At 45.9% G+C, this 15,505-nt stretch carries 15 protein-coding genes; 4 read left to right on the forward strand and 11 right to left on the reverse strand.

Annotation, left to right across the window (positions count from 1 at the left end; all coding sequences use genetic code 11):
* On the reverse strand, positions 1 to 744 hold a 744-nt coding region (locus tag RDW05_RS10845), incomplete at its 3' end, for a POTRA domain-containing protein (RefSeq protein WP_307979046.1).
* 319 nt (positions 745 to 1,063) lie between these two features.
* Here RDW05_RS10845 and RDW05_RS10850 point away from each other — a divergent pair.
* Both RDW05_RS10850 and RDW05_RS10855 read left to right on the forward strand, forming a co-directional pair.
* Entirely contained in the window at positions 1,064 to 1,570 is a 507-nt protein-coding gene (locus RDW05_RS10850) for a MarR family transcriptional regulator (RefSeq protein ID WP_307979047.1), read from the forward strand.
* Positions 1,563 to 2,978, forward strand: coding sequence for a DHA2 family efflux MFS transporter permease subunit (locus RDW05_RS10855; RefSeq protein ID WP_307979048.1), 1,416 nt, complete (start codon positions 1,563 to 1,565; stop codon positions 2,976 to 2,978). Before RDW05_RS10850 ends, RDW05_RS10855 begins: the two co-directional genes overlap by 8 nt.
* Before the next feature lie 400 nt (positions 2,979 to 3,378).
* On the opposite strand, the gene ilvC is transcribed toward RDW05_RS10855, so the two are convergent.
* From ilvC to RDW05_RS10880, 5 genes are all read right to left on the reverse strand, one after another.
* Complete coding sequence (gene ilvC, locus RDW05_RS10860; RefSeq protein WP_293848882.1) at positions 3,379 to 4,401, reverse strand: ketol-acid reductoisomerase; 1,023 nt, start codon at positions 4,399 to 4,401, stop codon at positions 3,379 to 3,381.
* A 45-nt stretch (positions 4,402 to 4,446) separates the two neighbouring features.
* Positions 4,447 to 6,117, reverse strand: coding sequence for a biosynthetic-type acetolactate synthase large subunit (ilvB, locus tag RDW05_RS10865; protein WP_307979049.1), 1,671 nt, complete (start codon positions 6,115 to 6,117; stop codon positions 4,447 to 4,449).
* A gap of 13 nt (positions 6,118 to 6,130) precedes the next feature.
* A complete protein-coding gene (locus RDW05_RS10870; RefSeq protein ID WP_021719399.1) occupies positions 6,131 to 6,352 on the reverse strand; it encodes a hypothetical protein in 222 nt (73 codons plus the stop codon).
* A 603-nt stretch (positions 6,353 to 6,955) separates the two neighbouring features.
* Entirely contained in the window at positions 6,956 to 8,314 is a 1,359-nt protein-coding gene (locus tag RDW05_RS10875; protein ID WP_307979050.1) for a tagaturonate epimerase family protein, read from the reverse strand.
* Positions 8,315 to 8,807: 493 nt separating this feature from the next.
* Positions 8,808 to 9,836, reverse strand: a complete 1,029-nt coding sequence (locus RDW05_RS10880) for a YeiH family protein (protein ID WP_307979051.1) — start codon at positions 9,834 to 9,836, stop codon at positions 8,808 to 8,810.
* Positions 9,837 to 10,141: 305 nt separating this feature from the next.
* Between RDW05_RS10880 and RDW05_RS10885 the strand changes: the two genes are divergently transcribed.
* Both RDW05_RS10885 and RDW05_RS10890 read left to right on the forward strand, forming a co-directional pair.
* Positions 10,142 to 10,510, forward strand: coding sequence for a type II toxin-antitoxin system RelE/ParE family toxin (locus RDW05_RS10885; RefSeq protein ID WP_293829035.1), 369 nt, complete (start codon positions 10,142 to 10,144; stop codon positions 10,508 to 10,510).
* Positions 10,507 to 10,782, forward strand: coding sequence for a helix-turn-helix domain-containing protein (locus RDW05_RS10890; RefSeq protein ID WP_293823563.1), 276 nt, complete (start codon positions 10,507 to 10,509; stop codon positions 10,780 to 10,782). The genes RDW05_RS10885 and RDW05_RS10890 overlap by 4 nt, the downstream gene beginning before the upstream one ends.
* 51 nt (positions 10,783 to 10,833) lie before the next feature.
* On the opposite strand, the gene rarD is transcribed toward RDW05_RS10890, so the two are convergent.
* The 5 genes from rarD to RDW05_RS10915 form a co-directional block, all read right to left on the reverse strand.
* Positions 10,834 to 11,715 carry an EamA family transporter RarD gene (rarD, locus tag RDW05_RS10895; RefSeq protein ID WP_307979052.1) on the reverse strand — a complete coding sequence of 294 codons (882 nt, stop codon included), beginning with the start codon at positions 11,713 to 11,715 and terminating at the stop codon, positions 10,834 to 10,836.
* An 89-nt stretch (positions 11,716 to 11,804) separates the two neighbouring features.
* Positions 11,805 to 12,983, reverse strand: a complete 1,179-nt coding sequence (locus tag RDW05_RS10900; RefSeq protein ID WP_293692840.1) for an MFS transporter — start codon at positions 12,981 to 12,983, stop codon at positions 11,805 to 11,807.
* An 11-nt stretch (positions 12,984 to 12,994) separates the two neighbouring features.
* Positions 12,995 to 13,528 (reverse strand): methylated-DNA--[protein]-cysteine S-methyltransferase, encoded by a 534-nt coding sequence (locus RDW05_RS10905; protein WP_304222804.1) that lies wholly within the window; start codon positions 13,526 to 13,528, stop codon positions 12,995 to 12,997.
* Positions 13,529 to 13,583: 55 nt separating this feature from the next.
* Positions 13,584 to 14,225, reverse strand: a complete 642-nt coding sequence (locus RDW05_RS10910; RefSeq protein WP_374111036.1) for a DNA-3-methyladenine glycosylase — start codon at positions 14,223 to 14,225, stop codon at positions 13,584 to 13,586.
* 129 nt (positions 14,226 to 14,354) lie between these two features.
* Positions 14,355 to 14,942: a hypothetical protein gene (locus tag RDW05_RS10915; protein ID WP_307979056.1), complete on the reverse strand. Its 588-nt coding sequence runs from the start codon at positions 14,940 to 14,942 to the stop codon at positions 14,355 to 14,357.
* Positions 14,943 to 15,505 lie beyond the last annotated feature (563 nt).

Below are 15,505 nucleotides of genomic sequence, written 5' to 3' on the forward strand. Positions count from 1 at the left end.
CATCTGTGCCCTGCCTGTTGTCTTAGTGCCACTGTTATCTACTGAAGTCATTAAAATCCAGGGCTTTGTGCGCTTAATATCTATAACAAGATTACTTTCACCTTCTTTACTGCCCGGCTCAATCTTTATATCTGCACTCTGCGAAGGCACATTGTTAAAATTATCTATGGTCTGTTCTATATCACGTATATTAAGTATTGAACCTCGCTTCATGCAAACTGCATTATGCCAAGTTCCCCAGGTATTTTCATTTCTGAATTTAATATCCCCCACAATACCAGGAACTAATGAAAAGACAAATTTACCTTTTGATAAATCCTGTTCCCCAACATAAGCTCGCGTTGTTACATATCCGCGGTTAATGATTTCCTGGTTGATTCGTTTCAGCAATTCATTGATGCCGTTCACGCCGATTCTCTGAGCATTAAACTGTGCCAGATATTCATCTATCCAAGTAAATTTATATCCATACTCAGGCGCAGAAAGTACAAACTGTTTGATTTTAAAACTATTCTCTTCCGCTGGTAAAACAAAAGCCTCCAAACGGCTGCTTTGCTGCTGCGATTTAGCCATAGACTGACTAACGCGATGCTGCAAATCCTGTTCAGCGCGTTTGGAAGCTTGCTCCTGCTCTTTCTGAGCAATTATATGTTGTTGTGTATCTAATTGAGCTGCATCAGCATATACAGGCAATAAAAAACCTGCTGCCAAAGCTATTGACGAAACCAGCAATCCTTTTCCCACAAAATCACCTGCTTAAAATATTTTATAATTCAAGTAACTTTAATTAAACGATTCCTAAGATGATTCTATCATAAAAACTCTGATTTGTGAATAATTTATTTTCATGAGTACTCTAAAAGCGGGAAATGATATAGATTTTTTATTATCTTTAGGTGTGCAAATGCATTATACAATCTACTAACATGAAATTTATTCATTTTTACATCGAATACGGATTTTAATCATCCTCCTCTAACTCCCACCTTGACAATCCCCCATCACCGCAATATAATTATTTTCGATAATTACTTTTAGTAATCATTTATAAAGGAGAATCATCATGACACATAAACTGCCTATCGAAGCAATCAAAACTCTGCTCATCGCCTGCCACGAAGCAAAGCGTGTAGTAGAGCTGCAGCCGCCTCTGCCGGAAGGCTTAACTCCCGGCAATCTCAAGGTGCTAGACTACATTGAATACCTTGAACGTACCGCGCAGCCTCCCAAGGTCAGCGACATTGCGGATCTGCTGCAGGTAACGCGCCCCGGCATCACTCGTCTGGTAAGCGAGCTGCAGGCAATCAATGTTATCGAAAAAATCAGCGATGAGCAGGATAAACGCATCGTCAGACTGCGTATGACAGACGCAGGACGAAAGATTCACGCCCATTACATTGAACAATATCACAGCTGGCTGGCTACACAAATCACCGATATCAGCGAAGCAGATATCAGCACCACTGCAGCCACCATCGCCAAGCTTTACCAAACCATGTCTACGCATAAGCCTGCTCTGCAGGGCCAAGCTCCCGTTATCATGCATAGTGAGGAAAAAAATAATGACTGACAACTCCGCGCGTGTGTTAGATGCACGCTTACTATTATCAATTATCGCCGCCGGCATTATGTCCTTTAGCGGCGTGGTTGTCGAAACCGCTATGAACGTTACCTTTCCCACGCTCATGCACGAATTTAATATCGGCACCTCGCTCGTACAATGGGTAACTACCGGCTATCTGTTGGTGCTGGCACTGATTATCCCAACATCTGCCTACCTCAAACGACGTTTTGCAACACGCAGCCTGTTTACTGCTGCCATCGCCAGCTTTCTTGCAGGCACACTGCTCGCCGCCTGGTCGCCTTATTTCAATGTTCTGCTTATCGGCAGGCTGCTGCAGGGAATCGGTACAGGTATCGCCTTGCCGATGATGTTTAACATTATTCTGGAGCAGGTTCCCGGTGAACGCCTGGGCTTTATGATTGGCATAGCTTCGCTTATCACCGCCATGGCACCGGCTGTCGGCCCATCTCTCGGCGGTATGATTGTCAGCTACTTTGGCTGGCGGATGATTTTTATCAGCCTGCTGCCATTTTTATTACTGTCTGCTGTCTTGGGTATCAAAAATATCCGTCAGGCAGGCAAGCTGGAGCAAACAAGCTTTAACTTCGGCTTATACCTTTTGCTTATCATCGGCTTCAGCAGCCTGATTTTTGCCACCAGTATTGCCTCTGACTTCGGTTGGTTCAGTATCGAGGTGCTTGCGCTTTTCGCAATCTGCTTTGCTGCGTTAACTGCCTTCTACAAACAATCATTACGCAGCAGCGCACCGCTTTTACGCGTACAGATTTTCCGTTATCTGCCCTATACTCTCAGCACAGTCAGCCTTTTACTCGTCGGCTTTATCTGCCTTGGCCTTGGTTTTTTAATCCCCAACTATGCGCAGCTTGTTTCGCATACAGATGCCTTTACCGCCGGCTGTCTGCTGCTGCCTGGGTGCATTATCGGTGCTATGCTTGCGCCTATCAGCGGCAGGCTGTTGGATAAATTTGGTGCCAAACGTCCTATTATATTAGGCAATATATCGATTCTCGTATCCGTCATCTGCTACAGCCTTTATCCGGGTGAACTGAGCTCGTTGCTCTTCATTGTGTTCTACCTGTTCTTTGCCTTCGGCCAAGGATTTTCCATGGGAACGATTATGACCAATGGCCTGAGCCAGTTACCGGAAGAGCTGAATGCCGACGGCAACGCAGCTATGAATACGCTGCTGCAGCTGGCAGGTGCAGTCGGCACAGCGGTTATCAGCACAATTGTTGCGACAGCACAGGCTGCGGAACCGGCAAACATTGCGCATGCTACCATGCTTGGCAGCAGACATGGCTTTTATGTGCTTGCTGTCAGTGCAGTACTCATCCTTTGCTGCTCCTTCAAGGTGTTCGCTCTTATTAAAAATAAACAGCTTGCTCACGCTTAATCTACTGCATTCTGTCATAAATATTGCAAAAACCTCCCTCGCGCAGATGCGCCGGGAGGATTTTTATATCAAAAACGTTATGCCGGCATGTCAAAAAGGCCGCTTCCTGCATCTGACGCGCAGGTAAGCGACCTTTTAATATTTCCCTTATTTTTAATTACTGCAAGCCACGCAGCTTTTATTTTTCTATGCTGCGTTTACGGCTCACATTCTTTCCCTTATTTTTTGCAATCCGGACAGCTGATTTTTTCTGTATGCTGTCCTTAGCGGATTACGCTCTTTCCCTTATTTTTGTCTATCGTAATCCCGGCAGCTATTTTTTTCTGTACGCTGCCTTTAGCGGATTACGCTCTTCCCCTTATTTTTATTTTCTGCACTAAAAGTGCCAATAAGCTGTTGATTATTTTTTCTTCAGGAAGCTCATCATGCCACGCAGCTGTGCGCCAACCTGTTCAGCCTGGGTTGCTGCAGCACGACGACGCATAGCGTTGAATTGCGGACGGCCGCATTGGTTTTCCAACAGCCATTTCTTAGCAAAGGTACCATCCTGAATTTCAGCCAGGACCTGTTTCATAGCAGCTTTGGTTTCAGCAGTGATGATGCGAGGACCGGTTACATAATCGCCATATTCAGCGGTATCTGAGATGGAATGACGCATTTTAGCCATGCCGCCTTCATACATCAGGTCAACAATCAGCTTCATCTCATGCATGCATTCGAAGTATGCGCTTTCAGGCTCATAGCCTGCTTCTACCAAGGTTTCAAAGCCTGCGTTCATCAGAGCGCAAACGCCGCCGCAGAGAACTGCCTGCTCGCCGAAGAGATCGGTTTCGGTTTCTTCACGGAAGGTGGTTTCCAGAGCGCCTGCACGGGTACCGCCAATGCCCTTAGCATAAGCCAGAGCCAGGTCATGAGCCTTGCCGGTCGGGTTTTGGTAAGCAGTTACCAGAACGGGAACACCGCTGCCTTCTGTATAGGTACGACGAACCAAATGGCCGGGGCCTTTAGGAGCAACCATGAATACGTCTACATCAGCAGGCGGAACAATCTGACCGAAGTGAATGTTGAAGCCATGTGCAAAAGCCAAAGCATTGCCTGCCTCCAGATTCGGAGCAATATCTTTTTTATATGTAGCAGCTTGCTTTTCATCAGGAATCAGCATCATGATGATATCGGCAGCCTTAGCAGCTTCTGCGGTAGTCATAACCTTCAGGCCGGCAGCTTCTGCCTTAGCTTTGGATTTGGAGCCTTCATACAGGCCTACAACTACGTTTACGCCGCTCTCCTGCAGGTTCAGTGCATGTGCATGGCCTTGAGAACCATAGCCGATAATAGCAACTGTTTTGCCATTCAATAATTCCAGATTCGCATCGTTGTCATAATACATTTTAACCATTGTTATTACCTCTTTCTTTTCCCTTATTTTAATATACAAATTTAATAAAAAATTTCCCTTATTTATAGCTGTTTATCTGCATCTGTTAATCTTGACGAAATCATCTACCGCAGCACCGGCTGCCACCATAGGCTCCACCAGATCTCCCTGCTCTACGATTACTTCAATCAGGAAGGGCTTGTCAGCCTCGCGCGCTGCCTTCAGCGCCTCCTGGAATTCTTTGCAGGTTGCTGCTCTGCGACCGCCTGCACCGCAGGAATGAGCAAAACCGATGAAGTCAAACTCTGTCAGCAGAGTATTGGAGTAATGCTCGTTGTAGAAGAGCTGCTGCCATTGGCGGACCATGCCTAAGCAGCTGTTATTAATAACGATACTGATAAGCTTTTTGCCTTCACGAGCTGCCGTATACAGCTCCATGCCTGTCATCTTGAAGCCGCCGTCACCGCAGATATGTACTACCTGCTTATCAGGCTCGGCAAAGGCTGCACCCAACGCACCTGGGAGACCGAAGCCCATCGTACCGCAGCCACCGCTCGTCAGATGGTGACGCGGTTTATCAACAACTAAATGCTGTGCTGCCCACATCTGGTTCTGACCAACGTCAGTTACATAAATCGGATGCTCGCCTTCAAAGCTGCGGCTCAGCTCCTTCATCATCCAGGGAGCTGTCAGGCGGTCACCTGCCAGCAGGCTGCGGTCCTCTGTTGCATCCCAGGCCTTAATCTGCTGCCACCAGTCGGCATGCGCTGCCTTCTGCACCAACGGTAGCAGGCTTTGCAGTGTCTGCTTTACATCACCCATTACGGAAAGGCTTGTTGCTATATTTTTATCTATTTCCGTCGGGTCGATATCAAGCTGGATAATCGTCTTTTGTCCTACGTAACGGTTGCGGTCACCGGTTACACGGTCGCTGAAGCGGCTGCCGGCTACTACCAGCACATCAGCCTGCGCTACAGCCATGTTGGAAGCGATATGACCATGCATACCGGTCATGCCCAAGGAGCGTTCATCAGACTCGGGATAAACGCCAATGCCCATCAGCGTATTTACTACCGGCAAATCAGCCTTCTGTGCCAGCTCCAGCAGTTCTTCCTGCGCACCGCTATTGACAGCGCCGCCGCCAACCAGCAGTACCGGACGCTGTGCCTTGTTCAGCACTGCCGCTGCCTGCTGCAGCTGCTCCGGTGTTGCCTGCGGCAGCTCATCTGCTGCAGAAGCTGCCTGTGGCTCGCTCCATTCAAGCTCCTCAACCTGTACACTGCTGGGAATATCCACCAGCACAGGTCCCGGTCTGCCCTCCTGCGCCAAGGCAAATGCTTTACGCAGTGCCGGCAGCAGCTCTTCCTTGCTGCGTACCAGCATGTTGTATTTGGTAATCGGCATTGTAACGCCGACAATATCAATCTCCTGGAAGGAATCACGTCCCAGCATGCTTACGCCAACCTGACCGGTAATCGCTACCAGCGGAATGGAATCAAGATAAGCAGTTGCCAGGCCGGTAACAATGTTTGTAGCACCGGGACCGGAGGTTGCGATACATACGCCGGTTCTGCCGCTCGCACGGGCATAACCGTCAGCTGCGTGAATAGCGCCCTGCTCATGTGCTGTCAGCACATTTTTCAGCGGTGCATCGTACAATGCATCATACAAAGGAATCACAGCACCTCCGGGATAACCGAAGACTGTATCTACGCCCTGCTCCAAAAGGACCTTTACAATGGCTTCTGAGCCCTTCAGCTTCATCAGTCCGTCCCCCTTACGCCATAGTAGCTACAGACTCAACTGCAACCTGCTTAGCCAGCAGCTTGGCAACCTGAGCAGCAGCTACATCTGCCAGCTGGATTTCCAGCTTCAGACGATTTTCTTCTGCATCCATGCGCAGGGAGCGTACCTGAGCACCTTGCTTGGAAAGCACACGCAATACACGCGGCAATAAAGTTTCATCATTCTGACCAGTTACCAATACCTTTTCAAACATTTTAATTCCTCCTATCAAGAACACCTTAATTTTCTACTACGTCAATTATCTTTTGATGGACTTTTCAGGAGTAGTATTAAAAAAACGCCCCTGCATATATGCAGGGGCGTATAATACGCGGTACCACCCTAATTTATTACTTTCAGCACCAGTCCATCAACCGGCTCGGAAATAACGCATCCGTTGCGCATCAGTCTACTTGCAAAGCTTTCGCTGACGAGTTCATGGGTGATTTAATCAATAAGGCTTCGTACCGGTTTGCACCAGACACCGGCTCTCTAAAACTCTACGCTTATCTTTAGTCCCAATCATAACCTTTGGTTTGCAATTTGAAATTACTGATACTATACACCCATCTAAATCGTTTGTCAACACCTTTTTGCAAAATTTTACATTCTTCTTCTTTTAGTCACTGTATATGAACATTTTCAGCTTTTTGTCTATTGTGCATATACTAATCAAATGATTAAATTTTTCGCGCTACTTTTCAGTAGACAAAGTACACTAATATCCATTATGCAAAAACACGCTAAAAACGCTGTTTTGTATCGTTTAAAACAAAAGACTTCCCAAAAATTTTTGGGAAGCCCTTGAATTTTAATTTCAGATATTCTTTAATTTAGCAGCCACATTCTCTTTGATAGCGGAAGCATATTCATCATGATGTGCCTCCAGGAAAGCCTTCATGTCAGCAGCAACATTGCCTTCTTCCTTCGGATTCAGCGCCTTTCTGTAGCCAAGCACCAGTGCGCGGTCGGCAGCGTCTGCTGCAGCCTCACAGCCGCAGGCAGCACACAGCTTGCCGAACAGGTCGGCATCCAGAGCTTTGGCAAGCTCTATTGCGCTAATCCAGAGGATATTGTTCATTTTAAAATGAACCTTGCCCTTCAGATATTTCATAGCAGCAGCAGTATCGTTCATAGCGATATCCGCATTTTTAAAGCTCAGGCGATAGCCAAAGGTGTCCGCAATCTCGCAGTGCAGCTGCAGGTTATCGTTTACAGCCTCTGCGTCCTTCAGCGGGTCAAGGCAGATAGAGCTCAGCTTGATACCGTTACGCTGCAGCTCGTTACCGATCAGGTAATGCTCCTGCGGAGTCAGCACTTTACCCGGTTTGGACAGGTCCAGCTCAAAATCAATATCCCACGGAGTATTCTTCAAATAGGAGTTATAGATGAACTGGATATGCATAATTGCTTCGCCGTATTCCAGAACGATACGATGCAGCTGATTTTCAGTAAAGGTAATCTTGCTGCTGCCAACCTTGAACTCAGCGTTCAGATAGGAAGCATGCACAGCAGCACGGAAGGTTTCGTTGAACTGCTCAAAGCGTTTGTCAACAGCCTCGTCGGACAGCTTTTCAATGCCCAGGTCAATCTTATCGCTGCAGTCAAAGCCAATCATGCTGTAACCATAAAGCAGAGCCTTAACGATTTCTTCTTCGGTTTTCAGGCCGGCAGCATTAGCGCCGTAGCCTTCCTTGTAGCCCTCTTCGAGCACGCCCCAGGTTGCAGTATCCACAGCCTGTACAAAATAGCGCTGCAAAGCCTCGCTGTCCTCGGTAGTAAAATCAACTAATACCGGTTTCAGCTGACGCTTGCCGAACAGCTCCGCCACAACAGCATCCGCTTCGCCCAGCCAATCGCTGAAGCCGATGCTGGCACCTTTAGTGCCGCAGGCAGTCGGTGCAGTCCATTTAACATAGCGGCGCACCAGCGCAGCATTATTTGCATTCAGTGCCATAACAGAAACATGTACGTCCTTAACGTCTGCTTCCTTTTCAACATCCTTCCACAGTGCGCTCAGCGTAGCTTCACCCTTCGCAGCAAAAGCCAGGCGCTTGCCTTCCTCAGTATTTACCAGTGCCAGCCAGTTACCCTGTACATCACACAAAGAAGTTTCTATAACTTCACCTGCAGCCTCACGCAAAACTGCCAATGCATCCATTTGCTTTAATGCCATAACCTAATCTTCCTCCATTTACTTACAATTAGTCATAATAATATTATGAACAAAAATCGTCTATTACGCAAGCAAAAACTTTGCAGATAGCAAAAAAACTTGCGTTTGTATACAAAATACCACCTCAGCAATAGGAAATTATCTTGTTTTCCTGGAAAATATATCCCCCTTTTCCGATATTTAGTGCAGGGTTATCAACAGTATCAACAGACTTATCCACAGTTTTTGTGCATAACTTTTAGTTATGCAGAGTGTTATCCACCAGCCTCAGAGAAAAAAGTGGCTTGTTTACAAGGATTTTACACAATTATCAACATGTTATGCACAATCTGTGGATAACTTTAATAACAACTAGGGGGAGATTTCCACAACACTATATCTAGGGGTCCCGCTTCGTCCCGCTCACAAGCAAAACAGCCTTTTAAAACGTCAAAAACAGCGAACAAACTATTATTTGTCGCTGTTTCCGATGCAAAATTAAATTTTATTCTGCTTACCAGAGATTAAGCAGATGCTGCAAAAGCAGGCTCACAACCGTAATGCCTGCCCAACAGCCAAGACCGAGTCCCAAAGGCTTGCTGCTTGTTGTCACAAGCTTGACGATATTCGTATTCAGACCTACCGCAGCCATCGCCATAACGATAAAGAACTTGCTGAGCCATTTGAGCGGTGCAAAAAACTCTGCTGCTACGCCCATGCTTGTCGCCAGCGTAGTGATAAGCGAAGCCAGTACGAAGTACAGTATAAAGCTCGGCACAATGCTCCTGATATTAACTTCATGATTTGCACCCTGTTCACGCTTGCCTACAAGATAACCTAATACCAGCGTAATCGGAATAATTGCCAGTGTACGCGTCAGCTTTACTGTTACCGCCTTATCCAGCGTTGCCGTGCCAAGACCGAACATGGCATCCCAAGTCGCTGCCGTTGCCGTAACCGAAGAAGTATCGTTAACAGCAGTACCGGCAAAAATACCGAAGGCTTCACCGCTTGTCGTAGAAAATCCCAACACTGTACCCAACCAGGGGAAAAGCAGCGCTGCCAGCACATTAAAGAAAAAGATAACGCTGATAGCCTGCGCCACCTCTTCATCGTCCGCCTTGATGACAGGCGCTGTCGCTGCCACCGCACTGCCGCCGCAGATAGATGAACCTACGCCGATAAGCGTGGAAATCTTGCCCGGGATATTCATCATCTTATGCAATACATAGGCCACGATAAGCGAGGTTGCAATCGTGCAGACGATAATCGGCAGTGACTGCTTACCGGTTGCCAGCACTACGGAAATATTCAGACCGAAGCCAAGCAGGATTACTGCGTATTGCAGCACCTTTTTGGATACAAAGCCTACACCGCTTTTAAACGCAGCCTGTACGGGCCACACAAGCGCCACCAGCATGCCTAAAAGAATTGCAAAGACCGGTGCGCCGACAACAGGCACCAGCTTGCCTAAAAACCAGCACGGCACTGCCAAAACAGCACATAAAATAATACCGCGCCACTTATCTGAGAAAAAGCTCACTATAACACCTCCATAAAAAAACAAATATAATTATAGCATAAGCAGCCTGGATTTTTCAAAAAGAGAGGATAGGCAGTTCTGCTATGGAAACAGATTTATTCCCGAAGAATCATTAAAATTTTTGTAACAACAAGCGTTTTTGTGGTAAAATATAAATAATTAAATATTGTTGTCGTTCTCTTAGGAGTATTGTAGTACCAACTGCAATACTCCTTTTTTATTAAAAACTAAACTGCTTGCATTATGATAGCATACATGCTATCATATATGTGTGAGCAGTAATAAAATGACAGGAGTGCACTAATATGTATACTATTGAATTTTATGAAGACTCACGAGGAAATTCTTCTGTATGGCAATTTCTGGAAACCTTACGCATCAAGGCACTTACCAATAAAGATGCACGCATTCAATACAAGCAAATATGTTTATGCTTAAACTTATTGGAAGAGAAAGGTACTTATTTACCGGAAACTATTACAAAATATATTGCTGACGGAATTTGGGAATTACGTCCTGGAAACAATCGTATTCTTTATTTTTCCTACACAAATGACCGCTTTGTTTTGCTGCATCACTTCAGAAAAAAGACTCAAAAACTTCCAAGGAAAGAGTTTGAGCAAGCTATAAATAACCGTAGACAATATTTAAAACGTCAGGAGGTCCAAAAATGAGAACTTGGCAAGATTACAAAGAGTATGTAAAAAGCATTGACGAAAATAATAATTTGCTGATGGAAGAAATAGACGAGTTGACTGCAATTGTCAGTGCAATGATAGAAAAACGCAACGCCCTAGGTATAAGTCAAAGAGAATTAGCACAGCTTTGCGGACTTCCGCAATCATCCATTGCGCGTATTGAATCAGGAAAAACTACTCCAAAATTAGATACGCTCCTAAAAATCATGCATCCACTCGGATTAAAAATAAAACTTGTATCTATATAACGCTAAAAACTCCTGCCTCCAGGCCTATAGCCTGCCTGCAGGAGTTTATTTTTATCTTCTTAGCTGCGACCAGATGAACAGTGCCAGTCCCGCCCAAATGCAGCCAAAGGCTGTAGCAGTAGTACCGGTGAACGGTTCACCGTAAATCAGCACGCCTATCATCAGCGAGATAGAAGGCGAAATATATTGCAAAAAGCCAACAATATTCAATGGCAGCTTACGCGCGCAGGCCGTAAACAGCAGCATTGGCGTTGCCGTAACAGCGCCGGCACCTGCCAAAAGCAGCAGCGTATTTATATCGCAGCTTTGGTATACATTGCCTCCCACAGTATTCAGGTAATACAAATAGCCTGCAGCCAAAGGTGAAATCAACAATGTTTCCAACAGGATACTCGTCATCGGTTGGGCAACGATAATTTTTTTCAGCAAACCATAGAAGGCAAAGGTCAATGGCAGTGTCAATGCTATCCAGGGCAAGCCACCATTATGGACAATAATCACACCGATGCCGACAGCAGCGCAGCTAACCGCTGCAATTTGCAGCTTAGCAAGGCGCTCACGCAGAAATACTACACCAAAGAGCACATTCATCAGCGGACTGATATAATAGCCCATACTCGTTTCTACAATGCGTCCTGCTTCTACCGCCCAAATAAAAATACCCCAGTTAAAGCTGATCATAATTGCTGCCAGCACCATGCAGCAGGCAGTCTTTTTTGTGCTGAAAATTGCCTTGGTTTCCTGCATGAAGATGTTCAGCTTGCCTGTTGCCAATAACAAGAGAAAAACGAAAACGGCCGACCATAAAAAACGGCTCGCCAAAATTTCCATCGCCTCAACATGCTGCAGCAGCTTCCAGTATATCGGCAGCACGCCCCATAAAAGATAGGCACCAAGACCATAAAAAATACCAAGTCTATAGTTATTATCCATAAGAAAATACCCCTCTATAAAAAATTATTATATGATTTACCTAAGATAAACGAAAAGTTCCGAAGACCATTTTTTCAGCATATGCTGTTTTATTTTTGTAATTTTTTCGGTATCGGAATCCAAATAGCCGTAATCGCAGCTACAATCGGCAGCCATACCAAAAGCTGCATAACCATCGGCAGACCGAACTTATCAGCCAACACGCCCAAAATCGTTACACCAAAACCGCCTAAGCCAACACTGAAGCCTATTGTCAGACCGGACGCCATGCCAACATTATTCGGCATCATACACTGCGCAATGATAATGGTTGTCGCAAAGGAGCCGATGATGCAAAAGCCTGCAACAACAACCGAAGCCATAGCAAAAAGCTTTGTCGTAGCAATAGTAATGCAATAAATCGCCGGAATGCTCAACGTAATAGAGCCTAAAAGAATTTTGCGTGCACCAAGTCTATCGCTTAAAATAGAGCCTACATAAGTGCCGGCCACACCGCCTAAGAGGAAGCCGGAAACCAGACTGCTGGAGAAGACTGCCTCAAAGCCGCGGAACTTCATAAAATACAACGGCAAATACGTTGAAATACCGCTGTGAATAGAAGAACGCATGAAGATATAGAACAAAATCAGGAAAAGCGCAAAATACGACATTTTTTCGCTTGTACCGTCTGCAGCCTTCTTGGCCTGCTGCACCTCATGCTCCTTGTTGACACGGATATAATCCGGCATCGCCTTAGCCATCAGCAAGAAAACCAGCAAGCCGGGGACAGCAAAATACATGGTGTTATGAATACCGCCGGCCAGGCCTAAAAGGAAGGTCATGAAGATAGAGCCAACCGCCATACCGGCGTTACCGCCGATAGAAAATAAGCCCATATTCTTCGTGCGATTTGTATCATCACTCAAAAAATTTACTGTTTTGGAAGCCTGCGGATGGTATGTTGCACTCGCCAGGCTGATGAAGATAACAGTACACAAAAGCAGCGTGTAGCTTGATACCCAGCCTACAAAGGCAAAGCCTGCACCTGCCAGCGCTGCGCAAAGCGGCAGAAAGCGCGGCAGCGAGCGCCTGTCGGTAAGATAGCCGAAGGCCGGCTGAATAACGGATGACATAATATTTTGCAGCAGTACAATCGCTGCCAATTGTGAATAGCTCAAGGAAAACAGCTCCTTCAGCTGCGGTAAAACGATAGGCAGCGCACCCGCCTGCATATCGGTAACCAGATGTCCCAATGCCAATGCGACAACAGGATAATACATTTTATTCATAAAAAACTCCTTTATAACGCTGTGCCCTTTGTCGGTACAGTTAATTTACTCATATCTGCCTTTTCTATCTCTAACAAACGCACCTTGCGCCACATACCGCCGCCATAGCCGGTAAGGCTGCCATCAGCGCCTATTACGCGATGACACGGAATAATAATGCAGAGCGGATTACGCCCCACTGCACCGCCTACAGCCTGCGCCGACATACGGGCAAGACCACGCTGCGCTGCAATTTCGCACGCAATATCGCCGTAAGTAATGAGGCTGCCATAAGGGATTTTTTGCAATATCTTCCAGACACTTTTCTGAAAATCACTGCCGCTAAATTGCAAAGGTACATTTACCTTCGGCTCGCAGCCTGCGAAATATTCAGCCAGCCACTTTTCGGCACGTGCAAAAACAGGCAGCTCCGCATTTTGCGCATCTTGAATATCTTTATCGCCATAATGCTTATCGTCTGCAAACCATAGACCGGTTAAACTTTCACCATCGCTGCGTAAAGTTATTTCGCCTAAAGGCGAGGAAATCTTTTTATAGTACAACATCTTCAACCTCATTTATTTTGCGTGGTAGCACTAAGGGGAATAGAACCCTTATAATTTAACATTTTTTCTCAGGCGCATAATCCTTCATGCCCTCTATCGCACCGCCGGCAATCGCCCAAAGGTAAATTGCTGCCGTGCTGCCGTAGGGACTGTAACGCTTTTGGTATTTGGCAAACAGCTCACGCGTAATTTTGCGGTGATGGTACAGCATCCGTAAACCGCGCTGAATTGCCAAGTCATCATAGCTTAAAATATCCGGTCGCTGCAGGCAGAACAGCAAAATCATTTCTGCCGTCCATTTACCTATACCCTTCAGGCTGCTCAAAGCAGCAATCGCCTCTGCATCACTCATCTGCTCCACGGACTGCAAATCAAATTCACCACTGACAATTTTATCCGCAAAATCCTTGATATATTCTGCCTTACGCAGGCTCATGCCTAAGGCCTGCAGCTCCTGTGCTGACGCAGCATGCACTGCCAAAGGTGTAACATCTTTCAGCCTTGCTTCTATACGTGCCCAAACCGTCACCTGTGCCTTAGATGATATCTGCTGCCCAACAATGTGACGTACAACAGCAGCAAATAAATCAGCGTCCAGCTTGCGCTCGATATGACCGATTTGCTCTATCGCCCACGCCAGCTTTTTATCCTTGCGCTTGAGATAATTTATTTCTGTTTCGCCGTATTGAAAGTACATCATATCACCTGCCCATATGCTTTGCTTTTAATATTATAGCGCCTTGCATAGAAAAATAATAGCATTTAAGCATGCAAATTTATGCTTAGACATGCAAAATCCGGATAGCCATGACAGCTATCCGGTAAATTATAATTCTTTGATGATTGCTTGCAAAACTTCCGTAGTTTTTTCTAATGGCAAAGCCATACTCTCATCCATCACCATTTCCGGCAGCAACGGTACATGTACAAAGCCAACTTTAGTATCAGTATCGTGGAAAGCATGCAAAGTAAGATAAAAAATATCATTGCAGACAAAGCCGCCGGAACTAAGCGCCAAATCAACGGGATAATGCTTGGCACGTAAAGAGCGTACCATATCATGCACAGGAATGGTAGCAAAATAAGCATCAGGAGCGCCCTCTCTGATAGGTACTCCCCAAGGTCTGTGACCAAGGTTATCCTCTAACAAGGCATCGCGGATATTTAATGCTGCCAGATTTAATTGTATTCTTGTACCGCCGCTGTTCATACCACACAGCAAAATAACATCAGGCTTAACCCTGCCAACTTCCTCTAACAGTATTTTAGCCTCTAAATCAAATATATTCGGCAGCATCAGCTTATGCAGCTGATAATTGCCAACAATTTCCGGCAAAGCCTTTACTGCCTTCCAGGAAGGATTGACGATATAATGGGCAAACGGATCAAAGCCGGTGATAAGTAATTTTTTCATGCTAATACTCCCGGAAAATAAGATAGGTATATTATAGAACAAGTGACATTGGGGTGCAAGTACTACGGACTCAAGTAAATTGAGCGAGGGATATATCGTGCAAGGAATAGCAATTTTAGCAAATGAGCATCTGGTACCATAGAAACAAGGGGACGTAACAAAATGTTACCGTCTGACAAATTTTACCGCAGTTTCGTTCTGGTTCCATGCGAAATTTGCGTTGTGCCCTACAGGCACGGGAAAATTGCTGCTGATTGGAACGATATAACTCTCGCGAACAGCAATACTTCATTAAGAAGCTCCCGCCGCCGACTTGATTCCATAATTGTAGAATCTATCCTCAATCGACAAGCTGATTACATCAGCTCGTCGATACGCCTCGCCACAAACGCGCCTATGCGTCGCAAAGCTCCTTTAGGCACGGTGGCTGGGCAGCCAGGCCTGCGGCCTGTTCGTATGCATAATTACACAGATAGAAAAAAAGAACCATACCTTTTGGTATGGTTCTTTTTTTCTAACCGGCAGCTATCTATCCTCCCAGGCCGCTTCCAGCCAAGTACTTT

The sequence above is a fragment of the uncultured Phascolarctobacterium sp. genome, assembly GCF_902463975.1.
In the GTDB taxonomy this organism is placed as follows: domain Bacteria; phylum Bacillota; class Negativicutes; order Acidaminococcales; family Acidaminococcaceae; genus Phascolarctobacterium_A.

Bases quoted from the DNA above. Each gene is read 5' to 3' on its own strand.
- RDW05_RS10915 (WP_307979056.1), bottom strand. From the start codon at position 14,942: ATGAAAAAATTACTTATCACCGGCTTTGATCCGTTTGCCCATTATATC.
- RDW05_RS10885 (WP_293829035.1), top strand. From the start codon at position 10,142: ATGTATACTATTGAATTTTATGAAGACTCACGAGGAAATTCTTCTGTA.
- RDW05_RS10900 (WP_293692840.1), bottom strand. From the start codon at position 12,983: ATGAATAAAATGTATTATCCTGTTGTCGCATTGGCATTGGGACATCTG.
- RDW05_RS10905 (WP_304222804.1), bottom strand. From the start codon at position 13,528: ATGTTGTACTATAAAAAGATTTCCTCGCCTTTAGGCGAAATAACTTTA.
- ilvB (WP_307979049.1), bottom strand. From the start codon at position 6,117: ATGAAGCTGAAGGGCTCAGAAGCCATTGTAAAGGTCCTTTTGGAGCAG.
- RDW05_RS10850 (WP_307979047.1), top strand. From the start codon at position 1,064: ATGACACATAAACTGCCTATCGAAGCAATCAAAACTCTGCTCATCGCC.
- RDW05_RS10910 (WP_374111036.1), bottom strand. From the start codon at position 14,225: ATGTACTTTCAATACGGCGAAACAGAAATAAATTATCTCAAGCGCAAG.
- rarD (WP_307979052.1), bottom strand. From the start codon at position 11,715: ATGGATAATAACTATAGACTTGGTATTTTTTATGGTCTTGGTGCCTAT.
- RDW05_RS10870 (WP_021719399.1), bottom strand. From the start codon at position 6,352: ATGTTTGAAAAGGTATTGGTAACTGGTCAGAATGATGAAACTTTATTG.
- RDW05_RS10855 (WP_307979048.1), top strand. From the start codon at position 1,563: ATGACTGACAACTCCGCGCGTGTGTTAGATGCACGCTTACTATTATCA.
- RDW05_RS10875 (WP_307979050.1), bottom strand. From the start codon at position 8,314: ATGGCATTAAAGCAAATGGATGCATTGGCAGTTTTGCGTGAGGCTGCA.
- RDW05_RS10890 (WP_293823563.1), top strand. From the start codon at position 10,507: ATGAGAACTTGGCAAGATTACAAAGAGTATGTAAAAAGCATTGACGAA.